Below are 22970 nucleotides of genomic sequence, written 5' to 3' on the forward strand. Positions count from 1 at the left end.
CACCTACCTTCCGGATAGTCGGCGCATCAGTCCCACAGAACGTGGATCGCATCGGGACCGCGCATGTTCAGGCCGCGAATTTCCGGATGCGGATAGGCAGGATCGAAGCGCAGGTTCGGCAGATCGAGCATGGCGTCCAGCGCCACCTCCATCTCGGCCAGGGCCATGTGCATGCCCATGCACATATGCGGGCCAAAGCCGAAGCTTAGCAATGGGCGCATTGGTCGTTTCAGCCACAAGCGGTCTGGGTCCTCATAGGCGTCGGGATCGCGGTTGGCGGAAGCGATCGACAGCAGCACGGCGGTGCCCTTGGGAATGGCTACGCCGCCAACTTCCATGTCGCGCGCGGCAATGCGGGCAACAGCCCCAGCGGTGGGATCGCGGCGCATGGTTTCGCTGATGGCCTTGGGGATCAACGTGCGGTCGGCGCGAACTTCTTCCAGCACATCAGGATTTTCGAGCAGTTGCACCATCAGATTGGCAAAGCTGCGCGTAGTGGTTTCGCCCGCTGCCAGCAGCAGCATGCGGATGAACAGGGTGATTTCATCGTCGGTGAACTTACGCCCTTCATGCTCCACCTGCATCATGTGGCCGAGGATGTCGGCGCGCATTTCGCCTCGCGCGCGATAGGCCTGCACGATCGGCATGACGGTGTCATACATCGATTGTCCGGCGACCATCGATTGCGGCACGGTGATTGCAGCAAGTTCAGGATCGGCCTGCGGTGCAGCGACGACCTGGATCGCCCAGCTTGCCAGATTGGCGAGCAGGTCGGCATCGTGCGGGAAGCCGAAATAGGCGTAGATCGCGCGGATCGGGAAGGGCAAGGCGAGTTCGCGGACCAGATCGGCCTTACCATTGGGTCGAAGCTTGTTGACGAATTCATCCATCACCACTGGACGGATCAGGGTATCGACGAGCTTGCGGATTTCGGTTCGCATGAATGGCTTGGCCAGCGTTGCGCGGAACTTGTCGTGCGATTCACCGTCCATCGCCGTCAGCAGCATATTGTCCACCGCTGCACCAAAACCGTCGCCGACGATGTAGCTGAGCCAGTCCTTGGGGTTCATGAGGACCGAATGGATGTCCTTGTAGCGAAACAGCGTGACCGTGGGGCGGCCGGTCATCATGTAATCAGCCATCGAGGGGATCTGGTTCTGCAGCAGCAGATCGCCGTGCATTACCGGGCATTTTCCACGCTTTTCCGCAAGCATCGGATAAATGTTGGCGGGGGCCGTGCCGGAGTATCCGTTGGTCACCAGTGAATAGTCGGCAACCATCTGGTCCAGCGGATCAACTGTGGTGCTGTTCATGCTTCGGGCTCCGTCCCATTTATGTCGGTCATCTCAGATGTGCAGCCTAGACTTGTCGCGAACCTGTCTGAAGGCATGTTCGTTTTACCCTCGTAAAGCGGCCAGCCCAGGCCAAGGTTACCAGACAAGTGGCAATTCCAGAGGCTGGATCATGCCAAGATGGAATTCCACCTCCTTTCCGGGGGCCAGACGGAACTGCGGGATTTCCTTGAGGAACTGGCTGATGGCGACGTTGAGCTCGCGCCGTGCGAGATGCAGGCCAAGGCACAAGTGCGGGCCTGTCGCGAAGCTGACATGCTGCGGTTTGCGATCAAGGCGGATTTCTGCCGGACCGTCCCATGCTGCGGGATCGCGCCCGGCAAGCGTGGTGGACATGATGACCTTGTCGCCCGGCATCATTGTCGCGCCCTTGATCGCGACCTTGTTGGCCACGGTGCGGAAGGTAGAGACCGCAGCATAGCCGCGCAGCATTTCCTCGATGGCATCGCCAATCAGGTCAGGATTGGAGCGCAGCTTTGCCTGATCTCCGGCATGAGTTGCCAGATGCCAGAATTGCAGCCCAAGGTTGGTGGAAACGGTATCGAGGCCGCCAATGAACAGGTTGAAGGCAAAACCCAGGACTTCGTTATCGCTCATCTTCACGCCATCGACTTCGGCATTGACGCCGAACGTGAGCAGATCTTCGCGTGGTTTGCGCTTACGGTCCCCGATCTCGCTGCGCAGGTAGGCGACAACGTTCTTCGTAGCGGCGGCGATCGTTTCCAGATCATGGCCGTGCAGCAGATCGGTTTCCCATGCCATGAACTGGCTAACCATGTCCTGCGGCAGACCGATCAGGTCAAGGATCACCTTGATCGGGAATTCAAAGGCAAATTCGCCCATGAATTCGCACGAGCCGCGATCCTTGAACTGGTTGATATAGTGGCTGGCGTAAGCGGCGACCTTGTCCTCTAGGCCCCGCACGGCCTTGGGCGTGAACAGTGGGAAGATCATCGCACGGTAGCGGCCATGGTCAGGTGGATCCATTTCCGCGGGGACCAGGTGCCAATCCTCGCCGGTGAGCATGGCAAAGGGGGCGAAACCCATGTTGATGAAGTTCACATTATCCTTGTAGATCGCGGACACATCCTCAAACCGGCGGACCACCCAGGCCGGCTGCGCGCCCGGATAGGCATCGCGTGTGTAGAAGACGTCCGGGTAGCTGGCGTGGACCGGGTCAACCAGATCAACATAGGGGTTGCCGGTGTGCGTCGTGCCGAACTGGAACGGCCAGTCGCGGATCATGCTTTCGGGAACATGGGTGGGGATCGAACGGTCAATCATGAGCTCAAGCGACATTGAAGCTTCCTCTCACCAAATTTATGCGATCACAGGAAAATGGCGAAGTTGGGCATTCCCAGCACCACTTGATCGAGCAGGATCGAACGGCGGGCCAGCTTGAAGCCATCCTTCGTCATACGCAGACGGTCGTTCCTCTCGGCGCTCAATTTTTTGTAATCCTTGGCTTCTGCACGATTTCGGGTGAGGAAGAGGTAGCTCGATACTTCGTATTCGTCGGGCGCATCGGTTTCCCACACAGTGACATTGGAGATGAAGCGCCGCACGCGGCTGGCCGGATCTTCCGACCAGGCGTTGGTTGTCGTTGTGAGGCGGGTGATGCGCAGCATCATCGAGGTATAGTCATCATCGAAATGGCCCATGGTGCCGAATTCTTCACTGAACTTCTGCACCCGTCGCGTGATACGCACCGGTGCCTTGTATTCGAGATCTTCAGCGAGCAGATCGCCCCAGGCCTTGATGTCGCGGTGATCGAGCAGGCGAGCCTCGCGGATGAGGAAGCCCATGATGGAATTGTAAACGGCGGATCCATAGGGAACTTCGCCGCGGCGCTCATCTTCGCGGGTGTAGGTTACGGTTGCGACGGTGACGGACATGATAGTGGTCCTTCTTCGATTGGGGATGGAATTGCTCAGGCGTCCGCGGTCATCAGCTTGTGATAGGCCAGCCACCACTCCCACTGCGCATCGTCCTTGCCGAACCCTTCATAGACCTTGGCCTTGTCGGGCCAGTCAGCAGGGCGGTTCTCGCCAAGGATGGCTTGATATTTCAGCGTCTCGGTGCGGCCGATCACGCCCTTGGCGCTCTCGGTCATGTGTGGCCAGGTGTCGCTGTCATCCTGCTCGATGATGCCTGAAGTGCCGGTGCCGAGTGTGGCTGCGGCGCGCATCATCACCTTGATGTGCTCTGGCGTGCCCTTTTCGGCGAAGTAATAGGTCGTCCATTCGAAATGGTGCGGGCCTTTGGGCATAATGGAATGGAGCACCAGCGCTGATCCCAACGTGCCGTCGCGCAGTGGGCTGTAGATGAAAAGGATGTTCATGTTGGGGAACATGCCGCCCACCACTGGGGGGGCCTTGGCCAGTACGTGCAGTTGCTCCGCGCTCATGTTCCGCTTCAGTTCGGGCAGAAGTTCAGGCGTTATGCCGGGAGGCGGGAAGGCTTCCAGACGTTCTTCAGGAGTTAGATCGCCCTTGCCATGCGCCAGCGCCCAACTGGTATCGGCGGCGATGCAGCGCAACGAATGGCCGTTGCCCGAAAGGTTGATGCCATACATGGCGGGCGCGCTTTCATGCTCGGTATCCGCCTCGCCGCCCATTGCGCCGATATCGATCACGGAGCCATGCAGGGTGAGTGTGTGGAAGCCGTCGCACGCGGATTGTTCGCCCGCTGTCTTCCAGTTGGCATCGATCGTCAGGCGCTGCGGGGGTCCAAGCACTTCCAGCCCATTGTCTGTGCGGCAGAACAGCATGTCGTAGTAGAACTTCATGTCGCCGAACCACTCATCCAGCGACGGACCATCGTGGTTCCAGGTGGCAAAGACGAGGCCGCCATAAAGCTGCACTCGCGCCTTCTTCAGGCCGAGCTGTTCCTTGGTCTTGATGTTGCCATGCATCTGCTCGCGCTCGATCGGGGCGCCAATGAAGCTGCCGTCGGGGCGGAAGGCCCAGCCGTGATAAATGCATTTGTGGACACGGGCATTGCCACTGTCGGACAGACAGACGTGCATGGCCCGGTGCGGGCAGACGTTGAGCGAGACATGCACTTGTCCATCCGCCGCGCGAGCAACGATCACCTGATCCTCACCCATCAGGCGGACGACATAATCGCCCACATTGGGGATTTCGGTTTCGTGGCCGATCATCAACCAGGCTTTCGCGAAGATCCGCTCCAGTTCCAGCTCGTAAAGATCGGGGTCGTTCAGCGCAGCAACGGAAACTTCGCGGTTCTCGACATCAATGAACTGCGAGATGGCTTCGTTGGCGTATTCGTGGCGGGAATTAAGACGCATGGCCTGTCTCCTCTCTGGGGATTCCGGTTTTTTGTGGGGTCAGATAAAATCGGGCAGGGCGATATTGGGTTCGACGCCGAGCAGCGATTTGCCGAGAATTTCGTAGCCCACGTAAGGCAGGTTCGCGACGTGCCGCATGGCGAAGGATGCATCGCGGTACAGCCGCTGGATCGGGCTGGAATCGGCATATGCGCTTGATCCGGCGAGGAACATCAGCTCCTCGATGGCCTCGTTCAGCAGGCTAACGGAAAGCGATCCTTCCCCCTTGCTCAGTGCACGTTGCTGCGGTGTCAGGCGTTGATGTGCCAAGCCTGCATTGTCGATCAGATCGCAGTTCTTGAAGGTCAGGGCTTCGGCGGCGGATATCTTGGCAGCGGCCTTGCCCAGTTCGCCCTGCATCATCACCGCTTCGGACTGACGGGCATAGGAAGTGTAGATGATCGGCCGCCTGTGCGAGGCTTCCATCACGTGTTCCATGATTGCCGATGCAGCCCCGGCGACAACGGCATGGGCGGTGGCACGCAGGAAGGGCATGAATGGCCAGTAATCCGAAGGCTCGCCAACGTGACGTTTGCCGGGTGTGTGTCCGCCGATGCCAAGTTCGGCGACGTTGTAGAACTGCTCTTTCGGGATGAATGCGTCCTTGGCGACAATGGTGTTGGAGCCGGTGCCCTTCATCCCCATCATGTGCCAGGTGTTGTCGATGGTGTACTGTTCGCGGCGCAGATAGGCGAAGCCGCCGCCGTGGTGGCCATCCTTGTCGACTGTCGCCACGCCGAGCTGCGCCCAGCTGGCATGGGCCGAGCCGGAGGCATAGGGCCAGCGGCCATTGACGATATAGCCGCCATCAACCTCGACCATGGTCCCGGGCGGGTTGGCTATACCGCAGATTACCGGATGGTCGCTGCTTGATCCAAAGATAGCTTCCTGCAAGGCATCCGGCCCAAGACTGGCGACCCATGTGGTGCCGTGCAGAACGGTATAGACCCATCCGACCGAGGGATCGGCCTTGGCCAATTCATAGCCCACCAGCGACATCGCGCGGGCACTCGTACCCAGGCCGCCCCAGCGACGCGGTGCTGCCATGGCCCAGAAACCGGCGTCGGTCAGTGCGGCGAAGACATCGGGATGGAGGACGCCATGGTCATCGCCGTGCGAGGCGTGCTGGCGGATCAGCGGCTGCAATTCGCGCGCACGGCCGACCATCTCTTTTTCCGCTTCGAGATTATATCCGGAAGGCTGTATCGCCTCAGCCGTCTTCAGCTGCGTTGCCATTGTCTGTGATCCTCTCCGGTCTGCACATCACGAATCAACATGTGATACACTTATTGTCTAATGTGTATTATCAAGCAGAATTCGGAGTGTTCGGAATTGATCCAGATCAAATTTGCCGGAACGGTGCTTTTTGCCCGACAACCTATCCTTCAGCAGGGTGTCGAGCCAATTCCCGGCGATAGCAATGGCCAGCTGATACTGGTCACAGGGAGAAATTGGATGCTGGGCGCACAAGTGACTGAAGCTCCGGCACATGTCCCCAAAGAGCTGGTGCTGGACTATCCGATCAAGATGGGCGGTCTGGTTGACGAAAACCCGTTTCTGACGACCATTCCGCACATTCATCGCACCATGCCGCCGATATTCTATTCGCTCGATGCCTATCCCGGCGGTACTCCCGCCTGGATTGTCCGGCGGGTCGAAGATCTCGAAAAGATCTATTTCGACACCGACAATTTTTCGAACAAGGACTTCGCACCCTTTGCCATGTTGGTGGGTGAAAGCTGGAGTTCGCTTCCGGCCGAGACCGATCCACCGATGCACGGGCTTTATCGCAAGTTCGTCAACCCGCTGTTCACGCCCAAGGAAATCAACAAGCTGGACGCCAGGATCCGGCTCTATGCGCAGGAATACTGCGCGGCGATCAAGGCCAAGGGATCATGCGAATTCGTCCATGATTTCGCCTTTGAGTTCCCGATCAAGGTGTTCCTGGAACTGATGGGGTTGCCGCAAAGCATGGTCGCCACATTCCTTGAATGGGAAATGGACCTGCTGCACACCAATGACCTCGGCAAGATTGCTGCGAGTACGCGCAATGTGGTGACTTACCTGCGCGAGCAGATTGCCGAGCGGAAGGCCAATCCTGGCAGTGATCTGATCAGCTACGGCGTTACCGCCGAGATCGAAGGGCGCCCGCTTACTGACGATGAACTGGTGGGCTTTACCTTTAACCTTTTCATCGGCGGCATGGATACCGTTTCCACCAACATGGCCTGGCAGTTCCGCCACCTTGCAACCCATCCCGAAGATCAGGCGGTTCTGCGGGCCAATCCTGACATGATCCTTGATGCCATCGAGGAAATGATGAGGGCCTACCCGGCGGTCACCACCTTCCGCACCTGCAAGCAGGAAGTGACGATCGCCGGTGTCACATTCCAGCCGGGAGACAAGGTGGCGCTCGCCACGTGTCTGGCCGGCCATGATCCTGATGCCTATGACGATCCGGACGTGGTGAAACTGGGCCGCAAATCGCGCTATCTCAGTTTCGGTTTCGGTCCTCACCTGTGCGTCGGCATGCATCTGGCACGGCGCGAGATGCGGATCGCGCTCGAGGAGTTTCTCAAGGCAATTCCGCCTTTCCGCATCCAGGACGGCTATGTCGTGAAGACCCACACCGGCGGGATCCTCCAGCCTGACAAGCTGCCATTGGTATGGTGATGGAGATCGGCCAGCTGTTTGATGACGCTAGAACGTACAATTCCTATGAGGATCGGCCCGTTGCGCCTGATCTGCTTCGCGAACTCTACGATCACGTGAAATGGGGACCTACGGCTGCCAATACCTGCCCGGCGCGGTTTGTCTTCGTTACCTCGGCAGGCGCGAAGGCTTTGCTGGGAGAATGTGTGAGTGCCGGTAATGTGGCCAAGGTGGCCTCAGCGCCGGTCACGGTCATCGTTGCAGGCGACAGCCGTTTCTACGATGAAATGCCCAAGCTGTTTCCTTCGCGCGACTACCAGTCTGTCTTCGCCGGCAAGGATGCCCTGATTGCTGACATGCTGGCGCGCAATGTGCCGCTTCAGGGGGCCTACATGATCATCGCGGCCCGGGCGCTCGGCCTCGATTGCGGGCCGATGTCGGGCTTTGATGCGGATAGGCTGAATGCCGCGTTCTTCCCCGATGGGCGCTGGCAGGCCAATTTCATCTGCGCGCTGGGCTATGGCCGCGAAGACAGCCTGTTCCCGCGCAACCCGCGGCTCGATTTTGAGGATGCGTGTCGGATCGTATGATCTGAAGGGGGGCTCTGATGACTGATATCGATCCGAACTTCAGGGACGCACTGGACGATTTCGAAAAGCGTCAGGTGACCCTGCTGGGCAAGACCCGGCGCGTCTATGTTGCGGGGACTGGTCCGGCCGTGATCGTCATGTCGGAAATCCCCGGAATCAGCCCTTATGTCGCACGGTTTGCCCGCTGGGTGCGTGATGCCGGACTGACAGTCTTCATGCCGTCGCTGTTCGGTGAAGATGGCGTCCTGCCGGGCAACGGCAAGGCGATGTTGACGCTTGCGCGTGCCTGCATCAGCAAGGAATTCCGGGCCTTTTCGAGCAATGCTTCCAGCCCAGTAACCCAGTGGCTTCGTGCATTGGCGGCAGAGGCGCACAAGGAATGCGGCGGCAAGGGCGTGGGCGCGATCGGAATGTGCTTCACGGGAAATTTCGCGCTGTCGATGATGCTTGAAAAGTCAGTTGTCGCGCCGGTCATGTCACAGCCCTCAATGCCAATGCACAATCCCGCCGGGCTCGCCATCGATCCTGTCGAACTGGCGGCCGTCAAAGCACGGATGGAAGCCGAAGACCTGACCGTGCTTGCCTATCGCTTTGACGGCGACAGCTTCTGCCGCGCCGAGCGGTTCGCTGCCTACAGCGAGGCTTTGGGCGACCGGTTCATTGGCAAGGTTCTGCCAGATTCAGCCGCCAATCCCGACGCTCCGCTCAAGACACCGCACAGCGTGGTCACCCTGCACTTGATTGACGAGGCAGGGCAGCCAACGGTTCAGGCGCGCGACGAAATACTTTCGTTCTTCCGCGCGCGCCTGGTCGCCGATCAATAGGCACCCGGCGGCGAAATCATATCGCCGCCCGCGATGTTGCGGCCATAGATTTCATAGCCGATGGTGGGGATGTTCTGGATGTGGCGCAGGCCCATCGAAACGTCCTTCCAATAGCGGCTGATCGGCTTGTCGAGAGAGAATGCCGACGATCCCGCTAGGAACATCAGTGATTCCGAAGCCGAATGCACCAGCTTAATCATCTGCGCGCACTGGGCACGGTGACGAGCCTTGTCGTCCAGCGTCAGCTCGCTGTCAGTCAAGCCGACGCGGTCAAATTCGCCGACCAGATGGAACAGGATCAGCTTGGCCGTGTCGATCATGGCCGCAGCTTCGCCCAGATCGCGCATATAGGCGCCCGAATTGGTGCGCGGTCCAATGATCGTGGTCAGGACAGGCTTTTTGCCAGCCTCGTCACGGACGATTTCCAGCATGGCCTCTGTTGCACCGATGAGCTGGGCAATGCCTGTGGTGCGAACCACGGGAACGACTGGCAGAAGATCCGAAGGGGCACCAAAATGGCGCTTGGTGCGGTCAATCTGACCAGCGCGTTCGTCCATCAGCACCATCTGGCCTTCAGGAATGAACACGTCCTTGGCCACGCTGGTGTCCGAACCGGTGCCCTGCATGCCGGTTACATACCAGCTGTCCTTGATCGTCAGGTCGCTGAAGGGAATGTAGCACATCGAAATGCCTGGAACGACGGGGCCTTCATAGCCCTCCAGCACGACGCCCTGCTGCGCCCAGGTCGATTGGCGCGATCCCGAGGTATAAGGCCAGGCACCGTTGATGATCCAACCGCCATCAACCTTGCGGGCCTTGCCCGGCGGATTGTAGGCGCCGCAGACGGCTGCCGGGCCATTGGCAAAAACGGCATCCTGCACGCTGTCAGGAGCAAGGCTCGTCACCCAGCTGGTGCCATTGATGATCTGAACGACCCAACTGATTGCGGGATCCCCCTTGGCAATCTCGATCTGCATCCGGCAGAAATCGGTGAACGACAGACCGATGCCGCCAAGCCGCCGGGGCAGAAGGGCGCCGAGAATGCCGTTTTCGTTCAACGCCTGCTCAACGGCCTTGGTGGGCGAGCGCTGCGCCTCGCCTGTTGCGGCTTCTGCCATCAGCAGAGGTCGCAGTTCCTTCGCCTTGGCAACCATGGCGTCAGCCGTTGCGCGGTCGGCAAAGGCGTTGAAATCTTTCGGGTCGAGCTGTGCTGCAGTGGCCATTGTGGTGTTCCTTTCCTGCTCAATTGCGTGATGCGGCGATCGCCAACGCCCATTTCTGGATGTTGTCGGCTGTATCATTCCAAAGCTGTTTCCATTGATCGCTGGCGGGAATCAGCAAGGTGCTGAGCTGGTTGCGCACCAGCCCTTCGACGAAGCCGTCCCGGTTCATGGGTTCGCCCAACTGCGTGTCGAGATAGTCGAACGTGGGTTCAAGCGCGTCGAGGACGGCCTGCTTGTATCGGGAAAAGCGGCTGCGAAAAAAGGCGAGGTGAAACGCAGGCTCCACTTCAAACACCCGGCCGGGTGAATTTTCCTCGGTGTAGCGGGCGTAAAACTGCATCACTGCCTTGAGTCGCAGGATCGGGTCTTCGATGCCCTTGCCAGCTTCGCGAATGCCGCTTTCAAAGCCGGTGCAGACGAATTCCGCGACCGCGGACAGCACCTGATCCTTGTTGGAGAAATAGCGATAGAGCGTGCCGCGCGAAACACCGCTGGCATCGATGATGTCGCTCATCGACAGCCGCTTCACGCCGCGCGCCGCTATTGCATCCAGGGCCCCGCTCAGGATGCGGATCACGCTGGGCGAAAGCTCAACTTCGAGCGCGGGCTCTTCTTCGATCGGGGCGGCTGCCAGTTTCATGCGGTGCCCTTTTCCAGTTCATCCAGATTGTGGGGAATGCTGACGTAGCCGGGCAGGTTCTGCCCGCCATCGACGTTGATCATCTCGCCAGTCACAAAGCGCGACATTTCCGAGGCGAGGAACACGACCACCGGGCCGATATCCTTTTCCGGGTCGCCGGCACGTTTCAACGGGTTTGACGCAACGACCGTTTCCATAAAGCCTGGCACTTCATCGACCAGCTTGGCAAAAACCTGGCCAAGACCAGTCGGTGCGATAGCATTGACGCGGATGTTGAACCGGCCCCATTCCACTGCGGCACTGCGCGTCAGGCCAACGATGCCCAGCTTGTTGATGTTGTAATCGCTGTGCAGCCAGGCTCCCGTCTGGGCATCGATCGAACTGAAGTTGATCACAGAGCCGCCGCCCCGCGCCTTCATGTGGGGGAAGGCCGCCTGCATCGCCCACCAGTTGCCCCAGATGCCGATATCCATCGTGCGGCGCAGCATCTCGTCGGTCTTGTGTTCCAGTAGGACACCAGCGGACAGCAGGGACGCATTGTTGACCAAGATGTCGATGCCGCCAAACGTATCGACCGTTTGCTGCACCATCCCCAGAACGTCTTCCTTGACGCCTGAATCCGCGGCAATACCGATGGCCTTCGTGCCAAATTTGCGCTCGATTTCCGCAGCAACGGCGGCAGTCGCCGCGCCATCGCGCCCGCTGATCATCAGCGATGCGCCTTCCTTGGCCAGCGCGCGCGAAATTCCGTGGCCAAGCCCCTTGGCCCCGCCGGTGACAATCGCGACCTTACCTTCGAGCAAGCGGCTCATGCAGTCTCTCCCACTTTTGCGTCCATTTCCATGCGCTCTTCGCACTTGTCATGTGTCAGCACATAACCGCGCACGATCCCGCCTGTATCGACGAAGAGGTGCTTTGATCCCAGTGCATCGTCTTCAAGACAGCGCCATTCTCCGTCGGCACTGCGCGGCGGGGGCAGCAGGTTGATCGGCAGCAGTGTGGTTTTCACCTGCACTGACAGCGGCGGAAACCGGATTTCTGTTGGTGTCCCAAGCGCCGATGGCGCAATGCCGCGAGCCGCCGCCATGATCGGCGTGACATAGGCAGAAAGGCCATGCTGGTATTCGGCACAATCACCGATGGCAAAGATATGGGGATCGCTGGTCTGGCCGAATTCGTTGACCTTGATGCCGAGGCCGATGTCGAGACCGGCCTCTGCTGCCAAGGCCACATTTGGGCGAAGGCCAACGGCCGAGAGGACGAGATCAGCTTCGATGGATGTACCATCGTCCAATGTTGCGACATAGCCGGGCACATCGCCCTGATAGCCTATCGCGGTGATCTTGCGGCCAAGGTGCCATTCCACACCTTCAGCCGTCAGGGCATCACGCACTTTCTCACCTACCTGCGCCGGCACCAGCTGGGCCAGCGGCAGGGGGAGCATGTCCACCACCACCGGCTTGTACCCCGTGGTGATCAGGTCATTGGCAAATTCAGTGCCGACCAGGCCGGAGCCCATGATGAGGACGCGCGCGCCGTCTGGCAGTTCCTTGCGGAACCGGTCGTAGTGATCGAGCTGGTTGACTGCGATGGCGCGGTGGGCGGCCTCGCCTTCGATTGGCGGACGGAAGGGCAGAGCTCCTGTTGCCAGCACCAGCGCATCATAGGGCACAGGTCCGCCAGTGGTCAGCAAGGCCTTTCCGGCCCGGTCAATTGCCTCTGCCTGCCGACCGGTTCGGGCATCCAGCTTGAGCTGGGCGGCCATTTTTTCGGCGTTCGAAGTAATGAGGGTATCGGCCGTCTTTCCCTTGGACAGCGCCGTTGATAGCGCGGGCTTCGAATAGAAATGCCCGTCTTCCATCGTCACCAGTGTCAGCTTTGCCTCAGGAGACAGCTTGCGCAGCTCGCGCAGCACCCCGAACCCGGCCAGCCCGCTGCCAACCACGACAATTGAGGGAGGGGGCGGGACAGTCATCGGGCTTAAAGGAAGACCGCGAGGTTCGACATGCCCAGCACCGATTGATCGACAATGATCTCGCGCTGGACAAGGACATAGGTACCATCGACGGCGCGCCACACGTCGCGGCGTTCGGCAGTCAGCTGCTCGTTGTGCGGATTGTCGCCGCGGCTGCGCTCGAGATAGAGGTAGCTGACGACTTCGTATTCGCCTGCAGTCTCGCGCTCACCAACGCGGACATTGGTGATGAAACGGCGGCAGCGTGATGGCGGATCTTCGGCCCAGGCACTTTTTTGCAAGCGGCCGGTACGCATCAGGATCGAAGAGTAATCTTCGTCGAAGTGGAACATGGTCCGCATCACGTCGCGGTCCCTGTTCACCCCGGTGCGGGTCATGCGGATCGGGGCCTGATAGACCAGGTCCTTTGCCAGCATCGCTACCCAGTCATCGAAGCGGCGCTCGTCCAGCGCGGCGGCTTCGTCGTACAATGTTTCCAGCAGGCGGTTGTACACTTCCGAGCCGAGCGGCACGCGCTTGCGCGATGAAAGCCCGCGCAGGATTGTCGTGGAATCGGGGGCGGCAGTTGATTTGGTAACCCAGGTCATGTCTTATTCCTCCCCAGTTTCAGACTTCGCTCATCAGCTTGTGATAGGCCATCCACCAGTTCCACTGGGTGTCGTCCTTAGTGAAGCCGGGATAGAGCAGCCCGCCGCCCTTCCAGCCTTCTGGGCGCTCATGGCCATGCAGCGCCTGATATTTCAGCGTCATGTGCTTGCTAACGCCGCCGCGTGCGTTGCGCATAATTACCGGCCAGACATCGGCATCGTCCTGCTCGATGGTTCCCGAGGTACCGGTCTGCTGGATCGAGTTCTGCAGCATGTCGCGCTTCATTTGCTCCGGCGCGTCTTTCTCGGCGAAGATGAAGTTGACGAACTCCACCTGGTTCGGCCCTCTGGGAACGTAGGTGTGCAGCGCCAGTGCGCCTGAAGATCCGCCATCGGTGCGCGGCGCAAAGATGAAGGCGATCAGGATGTTGGGGAACATGCCGCCGACTTGAGGCGGAATGGTCGCCAGTTGTTCCACCTGATCGGCGGACAGGTTCCTGAACAGCTGCGGGATCATCTCCTTGGTAATGCCCGGAGGCGTCAGCAGGTTGAGCCGTTCCTCCACCGACTTGCCCTCGAATGGCACGTCGGCAAACATCTTGAAGGTCTTTTCAGCCTCAAGACAGCGCAGCGAGTGGCCCTGTTCGCAGGACACATCGACGCCGTACATGCCGGGCGCCTGATCATAGATCGACTCCGCCGTGCCGCCCATGACGCCGCCTTCCATAAGGCTGCGGTGCAGGGTGAGCGTGTGGAACCCGTCGGAGCCCGACTGTTCGCCCGGCACCTTCCAGTTGCACGGCAGGACAAAGCGCTGCGGCGGCCCAAGCAGTTCCAGACCGTTGTCTGTCCGGCAGAACAGCTGGTCCATGTAATATTTGATATCGCCCAGATAGTCGTCGAATGAGGGGCCGTCGATGTTCCAGGTGGCGAAAATCAGCCCGCCATAGAGGTGAACGCGGGCCTTCTTCAGGCCCAGCGTCGCCTTGTCGACATTGTTGCCGTGCATCTTCTCGCGCTCGACAGGGGCGCCGATGAAGTCGCCATTCGGCTTGAAGGCCCAGCCGTGATAGATGCACTGATGGATCGGCTTGTTGCCAGCCTCACCCAGGCAGACGCGCATGCCGCGATGCGGGCAGACGTTCAGCGAGACGTTGACGTTGCCGTCGCGATCCCGCGCGATGATGACGTTGTCTTCAGCCATGTCGCGGACGATGAAGTCGCCGGACTTGGGTATTTCGCTCTCATGCCCCAGCAAAAGCCACGTCTTGGCGAAGATCCGCTCCATTTCATGACTGTACAGCTCTTCGTCGGTCATCACGCGCAGCGACACCTCGTTGGTGTCTCGCATAATCAGATCGTCGAGGGTGGTTCCGTCACGCAGGACCAGGCTTGCTTGCTGCAGCATGGTGATCTTCTCCTCAGGCAGTTTTTTCTTGTTGATTCGCGTTATACATATTGAATGAAATATGTTCAAGGTGTAAGTTGCGCGGCAACGAATGGATGAGAGGAGTTTTCGATGTCTGGAGAGGGCAAGCTCAAGGTCGTGATCAACAAGCCGGCTTGCTGCGGCTATGGCGTTTGTGCGGACATCTGCCCCGACGTCTACAAGCTGGATGAGAACGGCATCGTCTATGTCGATGACGAGATCGTGCCGGAAGGCATGGAAGATCTGGCCCGCGAAGGGGCGGATGCCTGCCCGCAAGCCGCGATCAAGGTCGTCCCAGCCTGATCTTAGTGTGCGTGAGCGATCAGCCGGTAAAGGTCTGCCGTAACTTGCCGCCACGCTGCCTCATAATCCGCTGACCAGCGCTCGCCCGCCAGGTCAGCCAGAGTCTCGACAAACAGGTCGAGCAATTCTGCGTAGAGCGGCAGCGGGAAATTGCCGTAGCAGCGATGGGCGATGACCAGATTGTGGATCGAGGTATCGACCCAGCTTTCCCGTGCGGCGAGGGCAATCAGGCTTTCGAGGATTTCACCCACCATCGCCCCGCAAGATACGGTTGGCTGAAAGAACATCGCTTGCTGATCGGGATGGCGGGCGAAAAAGCGCGCAAAGAAATGCGGCGTAATATCTTCGCCTGCTTCGGCCACGGCATAGAGTGACTGTTCGAGCAGTCCTCCCAGTTGATCAGTTTCGATCACTGCCTGCAATTCCGGCATAACATTCCCTTCCCATTGTGCCGGATACAATCCTCCAGGTGCGACGGAGAAAGCTTGATCGAGATCAAGAGGCTGCGAAGGTTCTTTTGACTGCGGGCAAGTCGCCATGCCCTGTCCACCGGAAGGTCAACCTTTGAGCAATCGCGCCGAAGTGGCGGATCCTGATTGCGTGAGGACACGATGCGCCAAGAGCTTGAGCCGCTGTTTACCCCGTTTACCTGTGGTTCGCTGACCACGGCGAACCGCTTTGTCATGTCGCCCATGACGCGCAATTTCAGTCCGGACGGGGTGCCTGTGCCGGGCGCTGCCGATTACTATGCGCGCCGGGCTCACATGGGGCTGGTGATCACCGAGGGTGTCGGTCCGGATCATCCGGGCGCGCTGGGCGATGGCACGACCGGCGGCCCGGCGCTGCCCGTGCTGTATGGCGATGCGGCGCTGGCCAGCTGGAAGTCGATTGTCGATGCGGTCCACGCGGCGGGCGGCAAGATCGCCCCGCAACTTTGGCACATGGGGCCGATCCGCCTTGCCGGAACCGGCCCGCACCCCGGTGCACCTTCGATCAGTCCGTCCGGCATCTGGGGTCCGCTCGACAAGACAATGGTTCCGCCAGACTATCTGGAAGCGGTGAAGGTTCCTGGCATACCGGCAAGCGATGCCGAAATTGCCGACATCATCGCGGGTTTCGCGCGATCCGCCGCTCAGGCCCATGAACTGGGCTTCGATGCGATCGCCCTGCATGGGGCACACGGCTATCTGCTCGACAGTTTCCTGTGGGGGGAAACCAACCAGCGCAGCGATCAGTGGGGCGGAGACCGACTGCGACGCACCCGGCTGGCGCGCGATGTGATCCGGGCCGTTCGCCGCGCCATTCCCGCTGACAAGCCGATCATCTTCCGTTTCTCGCAATGGAAGCTGCAGGACTATGGTGCCAGGCTGGCAGAAACGCCTGAAGAACTGTCGATGATTACCAGCGCACTTGCCGATGCCGGTGTCGATATCTTCGATGTTTCGACGCGGAACTTCGACGCGCCGGCTTTTGACGGATCCGACATGGGGCTTTCCGGCTGGGTTCGCAAATTGACGGGCAAACCGGTGATGACGGTGGGCGGCATCGGCTTCGACAAGGACCTGCAAAGCTCATTCATGGAGCCGACCGCGCCGATCGACAATCTGGGCGAGGTTGCCCGTCGTTTTGGCGCCGGCGAATTCGATCTGGTGGCCATTGGCCGCGCGGCGCTGATGGACGCGGACTGGATTGGCAAGGTCCGCCGCGAAGAAGCCTTCAAGCCGTTCGACATGTCCGCCTATGGCAGACTGGACTGATCAGAAGCCCTCCGAAGTGGCGTAAATGTGCATCCGTGCGGCATTGGCGTTCCCGGTCTGCTCGCACATGAACAGTATGGCCTTGGCAATATCGTCGGGCACCATCGGCGGAATGAATTCATCCCAGCCGGGGTGCCCCTTGTTTTTCATGTCGGCAAAAATTTCTGTCGTCGTTGTCCCGGGGGCAATCAGGCCAACCCGCACGCCGCTGCCAGCCAGTTCGATCCGCAGCACGTCGGTGAAGCGTTCCAGCGCAGCCTTGAGTCCGCCATAGACGCCGGTCCCGGCCGCAGTCAGGCTTGCGCCGATGCTGGAGAGGTTGACGATCTGCCCGCTGCCGCCCGCCTTCATCTGACGGGCGAAGAGCAGGCTGGTGCGAACGACAGCGGTGTAATTGATGGCGATCATGGGCTCCAGCTCAGACAGATCGAAGGAATCGACGTGGCTGGTGCGCAGAACGCCGGCATTGTTGATCAGTATGTCGGTCCTGCCAAATTGCGCTGTCGCTGCATCGAACAGTGCCTGCGCTGCATCGGTCTCGCCAAGGTCCAATGCCAGCGGCGTCGCCACTGGTCCCAGTTCGGTGGCAAGTTCCTCCAGGCGGTCATGTCGGCGCGCAACCAGCATGACGTTTGCTCCGGCCAAGGCCAGTCTGCGGGCGGTCGCGGCACCGATGCCCGAGGATGCCCCGGTGACGATGGCATTTTTACCGGCAAGACTGGTCATCGAGATACTTTCATTCAAGCAACACGGCATGAAATTGACGCCTGGCGATTTGCCAGCCGCTGCCGGTGCGGGCAAATTGATCATCGTAATAGCCGATGCCCCGATGCGTTGGGCCACCTTCGTTCAGCGGGGTGAGCAGCGCATCGACATAGGACCGGGTGAGGACCCCGTCATTGGCGCTGTGAATTTCGATGTTGCTGATCCGGTGAAGGGTTGGGCCGACATTGGCGTGGGCCTGCTTCATATATTCGGTGATGGCGGTTGCCCCGTGCCACTTGCCGAAGCCGCCGTAGTCAATCTCGCAATCAAATGTGAACAGCGAATGGAACAGCAGCCAATCGCGCTGATCAATACCCGTGGCATAAGCAATGAGTATGGCGGAAATCGCACGCTCATCCTGCGCGCTGAGACCTGTTCCGACACGAACCGCCTGATTCATCCCCGCCACCTCATCACCGTTGTTTATGAAAGACTAGGTCGAGCAGGGCGGACTTGGCCCGTCTTTGGATAGGGGTTTTGCGGCCATTCCACTTTAGCTCAAGGATCTGGGAGAAGGTGGCGGTATGCTGGTATCAAGTCTTTGCATGACGGGTTACGATGGACCAGCACCCGGTCTGGAGATCTGGCCAGCCGAGCCTGCCTATTGCAAGCGGCAGGTCGCGCAGGCGTCGTTTGCTCACAGCCTGACCATGGCGCGAAAGGCGGACCTGCTGGGCTTTGACTGGGTCAGCCTGTCAGAACATCACTATGCGCCCTACATCATGACGCCTAACCCATGCGTGATGGCAGGTGCCCTTGCGCAGGTGACGAGCCGCGCGAAGATTGCCCTGCTCGGGCCGCTGGTGCCCTTGTCAAACCCCGTCCGCCTGGCCGAGGAACTGGCCATGGTCGATATGCTCAGCGGCGGGCGTCTGATCGTGCTGTTCCTGCGCGGCACGCCGAACGAACACCAGACCTACGATACAGAAGCATCAGCCACGCGCGATATGACGCAGGAAGGCATCGACCTGATCGTCAAGGCCTGGACTTCGGATGAGGCATTTGCGTGGCAAGGCGCGCAGTATCAGTTCAGCACCGTCGCGGTCTGGCCCAAAACGGTGCAGACGCCACATCCGCCGATATTTGGATCGGGCAACAGCGATGAATCGGTGCGCTTTGCCGCCGCGCGCCGCATGGGCATCGCCTTTTCTTTCGCTCCGCCCGAGACGGTGCGGGAATGGGTCAAGCTCTACCATGCCGAGGCGGCCAAAGCAGGTTGGCAGCCGGGACCGGAACACGTCATCTATCGCGGCATCGCCTATGCTGCGGAAAGCGATGCCAAGGCGATGGACGATATGGGCACTTTCTTCGGCCAGAAAATGGCCGAGCAGGCGCAGATCCAGCAAAAGACAATGGGCGGCCCTCCGGTCGTGCCGCTGGTCCTGGAACCCTATTTTGTCGGCGGGCCGGAAACGCTCAAAGGCAAGATGGAAGAGATCCGCGATTGCGGGGCCGGGGTGGTGGACCTCGCGTGGGGGATCGGTGATCCTGCCCAGCGCGAGGCTGCCATGGAGTGCTTTGCCGGCGGCGTGCTTGGGGCCGCACAAAGTTTGTAAGGCGGCTTACCCGATCGGGTAGAACACCGACTTTTCGTGCTGGTATTCACGCAGCCAGTTCGGACCATATTCGCGCCCCACGCCCGAGCGCTTGTAGCCGCCAATTGGCGCATAGCTCATCGTGCCCGTGCCGCCGTTGAGCGAGACGCTGCCCGCCCGGATGCGCATGGCCATGGCATAACCGGTAGCAGCATCGGCAGTTTCGATCGCACCATTGAGGCCGTAGCGGGAGTCATTGGCGATGGCGATTGCCTCCTCATCAGTATCAAACCCGATGATGCAGCCGACAGGGCCGAATATTTCATCTTGCGCGATGGCCATGTCGTTGGTGACATCGTCGAACAGCGTCATTTCGGTGAAGAAGCCGTCTTCCAGACCGGCGGGCCGCCCGCCGCCGCAGAGCAGGGTTGCGCCTGCCGCTTTGCCGCTGGCGATGTAATGCTCAACTTTAGTGCGCTGGCTCTCGCGGATCAGCGGGCCCATGGTGACGGTTGGGTCTGACGCATCACCCACCTTGATCTGCGCGGCAACTGCCTTGGCAACCGCGGCAAAGGCGGGGCGGATCGAATTATGCACCAGCAAGCGGGTCGGTATGGCGCAGCCTTGCCCGGCATTGACCGAGAGAAAACCGACTGCCATCGCCGCCGCGCGCTGCACGTCGGCATCTTGGCGCACGATCATTGCCGACTTGCCACCCAGTTCGAGGTGGACCTTTTTCAGTGTTGGCGCGGCCTGCGCCATGATCGCGGCGCCAACGCCCTCTGATCCAGTGAAGGTGACCATGTCCACGCGCTCGTCAGTGCACAGCAGCTGGCCCTCGGCGATCCCGCCTGTGACCACATTGAGCACGCCTTTGGGCAAGCCGATTTCTTCGCAGATCTCACCGAACAGGAGCGCCGAATATGGCGTGAACTGCGATGGCTTGAGCACCATCGTGCATCCCGCCAGCAGCGCGGGAGCAATCTTGGCGAGGTTGAGCAGGAAGGGGAAGTTATAACCGGTGATCGCACTGACCACGCCAAACGGCTCACGCACAACCGTCGTGCCGCCGATCGACTGCGGACCGCCCGGCATGAACATGTTGGGCGTGATGTCGATGGGCAGCCGCTCGTCTTCGTCCCGGCGAGCGGATTTGATCGCGGCGACCAGATGGTTGATCGGATTGGCGACCTGCATCCCGTGGGTAATGTGCTGCGCGCAGCCCACTTCAGCGACGATCAGGGCGGCAATATCGGCTTGCCGCGCCCGCAAGGCATCGACCATGCGCTGCATCACATCGGCGCGCTCATTCATGGACATGGTGGGCCAGGGGCCATGGTCAAAGGCCTCGCGGGCCGCAGCGATGGCCGCTTCAACCTGCGCTGCGCTGGCCAACGGCGCATGGCCGATTACTGCGCCAGTCGCCGGATTGATAACCGCTTCGCTGCCGGCTTCGGGGGCAACCCGGCAGCCATCGATGAACAGGTGAGTGATATTGGCAAAGGGAACGGTCATCGGGTTGGGTCTTTCGCAAGGATCATGTCCGCCGCATTCATGGCGATGGCCATGGCGGGGGCGTTGGTGTTGCCGGATACAAGCGTCGGCATGATGGAGGTGTCACACACGCGCAGGCCTTCAACCCCGCGCACGCGCAATTGCGGATCGAGCACGCTGGCCGCGTCCGCACCCATCGCCGCAGTGCCGGCGATGTGAAAACTGGTGCCGCCCAGCTTGAGCAGGTTGCCGAGGATCGCTTCATCGCTGAGCATTTCCGCGCCGGCGCCGACTTCCTCGACGATCCATGTGGACAGCGCTGGCTGCTCACCCAGACGGCGCAGCCATTTGAACAGGTCCAGAGCCGTCTGCCGGTCGACCTCCTCGGCGAAATGGTTGGCGTTGATGTCTGGCATCTTTGCTGCATCGGGAGAGGTGATGTGCGTCCAGCCGCGGCTTTCGGGCCGGGTGAAATAGCCGAGCACACGCATCCCGGGGAATTTGTCGAGATAGACTTGCCCGGTTTCATTGACGCCCATGGTGACCAGCATCGAACCGATCTGGGCATCAGGTCGGTCAAGCCCGGGCCGGGTCTTGATGAAGCCGCCCACTTCGTGCGCTGCATCGGTCATTGGGCCGCTGGACGCCAGGAAATAGCGCAGCACGGATGCGATCAGTCCCATTCCCTGCAGCTTCTGGTTTGAGCTGTTTCCGGTCACCCGCCAGTCCATCGCCATATAGCGGTGTTCGCGCAGGTTCTCGCCGACCAGCCGGCTGTGGAACACCGGTTCGATCCCTAGCGCTTTCAGGCGCTCGCCATCCCCGATGCCGGAGAGTTCGAGCAGTTTCGGAGATTCAACCGCCCCGGCACTCAGGATGATTTCGCCGCGGCAAAGGACAGTGCGATCCGCCAGTTGCACGCCGTTGGCCCGCTTGCCATCGAACAGGACCTTCTCGGCGCGAACCCCTGTCAGCACATCCAGATTGGGGCGGCCGCGCACTGGATCGAGGAAGGCGCGGGCGGCGGAAAAGCGCTTGCCCTTGAACGTGGTGACCGGCTGGTATCCCATGCCCTGATGGGCGACGACTTGGGTGTGGTTGACGTCTTCAACTTCAGGCACGCCCAATTCGCCTGCGGCATCAAGGATTGCCTGGCACAGCGGGTTTCCCTTGGGATAGCGCGAAATCTTGAGCGGTCCGCCGGTGCCGCGCCATTCATCGGCGCCGAGCACATGATCTTCCAGCTTCAGGAATTGTGCACCAATCCGGTCCCAGCCCCAACCGGTACACCCCGCTTTAGCCCAATCGTCATAGTCCTGAGGGGCACCGCGCATATAGACCATGCCGTTGATCGAACTGGATCCGCCAACGGTGCGTCCCTTCAGCCATAGCTCCTGCGGCTGATTGCCTGCAGGCGTTACCGGATAGGCAAAGACATGGGGATTTGCCGGATCGAGCAGCTTGCCGACGCCGCGTGGCATCCGGATCAGCGGGCTTTTGTCATCCGGGCCAGACTCCAGAAGAAGCACGCGATGGGCCGGGTTTTCCGAAAGTCGGTTCGCCAGCACGCAGCCCGAAGAACCTGCGCCAACGACGATGTAGTCATAGATTTCAGGCACGCGGCATCCCTATCCGATCAGGTGTCCGCCATCGGCGATCAGCGTCTGGCCAGTGATGTAACTTGCTGCGTCAGATGCCAGGAACAGCACGGCGGCAGCGATTTCTTCAGGTCTGCCGGCGCGGCCGAGCGGGGGCATGAACTTGGCGATCACTTCGGGAGGGAAACCCGGGCCACTGGCCGTGCCTTGCCCCGGCGTGGTCGTATTCCCGGGGCAGACCGCATTCACGCGAATGCCATCCGGAGCCACTTCCATTGCCGCCGAACGGGTCAACGAAACAACGCCGGCCTTGCTCGCGGCATAGGCCATCAGACTGGGTGCCATCGGATGAAATGCACTGTTCGAAGCGATGTTGACGATCGCCCCCTTGGTGCCATCTGCACGCATCACCGCCACGGCTTCGCGCATTGCCAGCATGACCCCGCGCAAATTGATGTCCAAAGTCTGGTCCCAATAGGCCAGATCGGTGTCCTCCAGCATCCGCCGGTGCTGGACGCCCGCATTGTTGACCAGAATGTCGATCTGGCCAAACTGCTGCCGGGTTGCCTTGACCAGAGCAACAATGCTGGCCTCGCTCGCCATGTCTGTCGCCATGGCCACGGCATCGCCGCCAATGTCTCTTGCCACCGATGCCGCCTGATCGCCGCTGATATCGGCCAGCATAACCTTTGCCCCCGCGCCGGCGAAAGCGCGAGCCATGGCTTCGCCCATGCCCTGAGCGGCGCCGGTAACGATGACTGTCTTGCCGCGCAGGTTGTAGAGCGCATTCAGATCGAGGTGCATGGCTGCTTCTCCAGAGGGATCGAATTTGCCATGTCGCCTGTCTTGCGCCCCTATCTCAAGACGGGTGAGGTGGTAATTAGCGGTCGTAGCCTT

Annotated in this window: 23 protein-coding genes; 6 read left to right on the forward strand and 17 right to left on the reverse strand. The window is 60.3% G+C overall.

The features are described 5' to 3' along the window. Positions 1–26: 26 nt before the first annotated feature. From RMO89_RS03785 to RMO89_RS03805, 5 genes are all read right to left on the reverse strand, one after another. On the reverse strand, positions 27–1313 hold the full coding sequence (locus RMO89_RS03785; protein ID WP_310531304.1) for a cytochrome P450: 1287 nt from the start codon (positions 1311–1313) through the stop codon (positions 27–29). A gap of 117 nt (positions 1314–1430) precedes the next feature. Next, positions 1431–2651, reverse strand: coding sequence for a cytochrome P450 (locus tag RMO89_RS03790; RefSeq protein WP_310531305.1), 1221 nt, complete (start codon positions 2649–2651; stop codon positions 1431–1433). A 29-nt stretch (positions 2652–2680) separates the two neighbouring features. Next, complete coding sequence (locus tag RMO89_RS03795) at positions 2681–3247, reverse strand: 3-phenylpropionate/cinnamic acid dioxygenase subunit beta (protein ID WP_310531307.1); 567 nt, start codon at positions 3245–3247, stop codon at positions 2681–2683. 35 nt (positions 3248–3282) lie between these two features. After that, complete coding sequence (locus RMO89_RS03800) at positions 3283–4662, reverse strand: Rieske 2Fe-2S domain-containing protein (protein ID WP_310531308.1); 1380 nt, start codon at positions 4660–4662, stop codon at positions 3283–3285. A gap of 39 nt (positions 4663–4701) precedes the next feature. After that, positions 4702–5937 carry an acyl-CoA dehydrogenase family protein gene (locus RMO89_RS03805; protein ID WP_310531310.1) on the reverse strand — a complete coding sequence of 412 codons (1236 nt, stop codon included), beginning with the start codon at positions 5935–5937 and terminating at the stop codon, positions 4702–4704. A gap of 219 nt (positions 5938–6156) precedes the next feature. On the opposite strand from RMO89_RS03805, the gene RMO89_RS03810 reads away from it, so the two are divergent. The 3 genes from RMO89_RS03810 to RMO89_RS03820 are packed head-to-tail and all read left to right on the forward strand — an operon-like array spanning position 6157 to position 8767. Beyond that, the gene (locus RMO89_RS03810; RefSeq protein ID WP_264415307.1) at positions 6157–7374 is read left to right on the forward strand and encodes a cytochrome P450; all 1218 of its coding nucleotides are present in this window, start codon (positions 6157–6159) and stop codon (positions 7372–7374) included. Further along, on the forward strand, positions 7368–7943 hold the full coding sequence (locus RMO89_RS03815) for a malonic semialdehyde reductase (protein ID WP_264415308.1): 576 nt from the start codon (positions 7368–7370) through the stop codon (positions 7941–7943). Before RMO89_RS03810 ends, RMO89_RS03815 begins: the two co-directional genes overlap by 7 nt. A 17-nt stretch (positions 7944–7960) precedes the next feature. Further along, positions 7961–8767 carry a dienelactone hydrolase family protein gene (locus RMO89_RS03820; RefSeq protein WP_310531311.1) on the forward strand — a complete coding sequence of 269 codons (807 nt, stop codon included), beginning with the start codon at positions 7961–7963 and terminating at the stop codon, positions 8765–8767. Here RMO89_RS03820 and RMO89_RS03825 read toward each other — a convergent pair. Genes RMO89_RS03825 through RMO89_RS03850 form a run of 6 tightly spaced genes read right to left on the reverse strand, consistent with a single transcriptional unit; the run spans position 8761 to position 14600 of the window. Continuing rightward, positions 8761–9990 carry an acyl-CoA dehydrogenase family protein gene (locus RMO89_RS03825; protein WP_264415310.1) on the reverse strand — a complete coding sequence of 410 codons (1230 nt, stop codon included), beginning with the start codon at positions 9988–9990 and terminating at the stop codon, positions 8761–8763. The two genes, RMO89_RS03820 and RMO89_RS03825, sit on opposite strands and share 7 nt — an antisense overlap. 19 nt (positions 9991–10009) lie before the next feature. Next, complete coding sequence (locus RMO89_RS03830; protein WP_310531312.1) at positions 10010–10630, reverse strand: helix-turn-helix domain-containing protein; 621 nt, start codon at positions 10628–10630, stop codon at positions 10010–10012. Further along, positions 10627–11442 (reverse strand): SDR family oxidoreductase, encoded by an 816-nt coding sequence (locus tag RMO89_RS03835; protein ID WP_264415312.1) that lies wholly within the window; start codon positions 11440–11442, stop codon positions 10627–10629. The genes RMO89_RS03830 and RMO89_RS03835 overlap by 4 nt, the downstream gene beginning before the upstream one ends. Further along, positions 11439–12605, reverse strand: a complete 1167-nt coding sequence (locus tag RMO89_RS03840) for an FAD-dependent oxidoreductase (RefSeq protein WP_310531314.1) — start codon at positions 12603–12605, stop codon at positions 11439–11441. The genes RMO89_RS03835 and RMO89_RS03840 overlap by 4 nt, the downstream gene beginning before the upstream one ends. 5 nt (positions 12606–12610) lie before the next feature. Continuing rightward, the gene (locus RMO89_RS03845; RefSeq protein ID WP_310531315.1) at positions 12611–13192 is read right to left on the reverse strand and encodes a 3-phenylpropionate/cinnamic acid dioxygenase subunit beta; all 582 of its coding nucleotides are present in this window, start codon (positions 13190–13192) and stop codon (positions 12611–12613) included. A 19-nt stretch (positions 13193–13211) separates the two neighbouring features. Then, positions 13212–14600, reverse strand: a complete 1389-nt coding sequence (locus RMO89_RS03850) for an aromatic ring-hydroxylating dioxygenase subunit alpha (protein WP_264415315.1) — start codon at positions 14598–14600, stop codon at positions 13212–13214. Positions 14601–14711: 111 nt separating this feature from the next. Here RMO89_RS03850 and RMO89_RS03855 point away from each other — a divergent pair, with 111 nt between their 5' ends. Further along, on the forward strand, positions 14712–14924 hold the full coding sequence (locus RMO89_RS03855; protein ID WP_310531316.1) for a ferredoxin: 213 nt from the start codon (positions 14712–14714) through the stop codon (positions 14922–14924). A 2-nt stretch (positions 14925–14926) separates the two neighbouring features. Here the strand turns inward: RMO89_RS03855 and RMO89_RS03860 are convergent, their stop codons facing one another. Further along, positions 14927–15337, reverse strand: coding sequence for a globin (locus RMO89_RS03860; protein ID WP_310531317.1), 411 nt, complete (start codon positions 15335–15337; stop codon positions 14927–14929). A gap of 198 nt (positions 15338–15535) precedes the next feature. Between RMO89_RS03860 and RMO89_RS03865 the strand changes: the two genes are divergently transcribed. Continuing rightward, positions 15536–16681 carry a 12-oxophytodienoate reductase gene (locus RMO89_RS03865; protein ID WP_310531318.1) on the forward strand — a complete coding sequence of 382 codons (1146 nt, stop codon included), beginning with the start codon at positions 15536–15538 and terminating at the stop codon, positions 16679–16681. Here the strand turns inward: RMO89_RS03865 and RMO89_RS03870 are convergent, their stop codons facing one another. Further along, positions 16682–17425 carry an SDR family oxidoreductase gene (locus RMO89_RS03870; RefSeq protein ID WP_310531319.1) on the reverse strand — a complete coding sequence of 248 codons (744 nt, stop codon included), beginning with the start codon at positions 17423–17425 and terminating at the stop codon, positions 16682–16684. Further along, on the reverse strand, positions 17418–17846 hold the full coding sequence (locus RMO89_RS03875; RefSeq protein WP_264415320.1) for a nuclear transport factor 2 family protein: 429 nt from the start codon (positions 17844–17846) through the stop codon (positions 17418–17420). Before RMO89_RS03875 ends, RMO89_RS03870 begins: the two co-directional genes overlap by 8 nt. 145 nt (positions 17847–17991) lie before the next feature. Here RMO89_RS03875 and RMO89_RS03880 point away from each other — a divergent pair, with 145 nt between their 5' ends. After that, the gene (locus RMO89_RS03880; RefSeq protein WP_310531320.1) at positions 17992–19002 is read left to right on the forward strand and encodes an LLM class flavin-dependent oxidoreductase; all 1011 of its coding nucleotides are present in this window, start codon (positions 17992–17994) and stop codon (positions 19000–19002) included. Between the two features lie 6 nt (positions 19003–19008). On the opposite strand, the gene RMO89_RS03885 is transcribed toward RMO89_RS03880, so the two are convergent. From RMO89_RS03885 to RMO89_RS03895, 3 genes are read right to left on the reverse strand one after another with little or no spacing between them, the layout of a single operon-like run. Continuing rightward, the gene (locus RMO89_RS03885) at positions 19009–20496 is read right to left on the reverse strand and encodes an aldehyde dehydrogenase family protein (protein WP_310531321.1); all 1488 of its coding nucleotides are present in this window, start codon (positions 20494–20496) and stop codon (positions 19009–19011) included. After that, a complete protein-coding gene (locus tag RMO89_RS03890) occupies positions 20493–22094 on the reverse strand; it encodes a GMC family oxidoreductase N-terminal domain-containing protein (protein WP_310531322.1) in 1602 nt (533 codons plus the stop codon). The genes RMO89_RS03885 and RMO89_RS03890 overlap by 4 nt, the downstream gene beginning before the upstream one ends. 9 nt (positions 22095–22103) lie before the next feature. Further along, on the reverse strand, positions 22104–22877 hold the full coding sequence (locus tag RMO89_RS03895; RefSeq protein WP_264415324.1) for an SDR family NAD(P)-dependent oxidoreductase: 774 nt from the start codon (positions 22875–22877) through the stop codon (positions 22104–22106). Positions 22878–22970 lie beyond the last annotated feature (93 nt).

The organism is Novosphingobium sp., assembly GCF_031424035.1.
Classification (GTDB): domain Bacteria; phylum Pseudomonadota; class Alphaproteobacteria; order Sphingomonadales; family Sphingomonadaceae; genus Novosphingobium.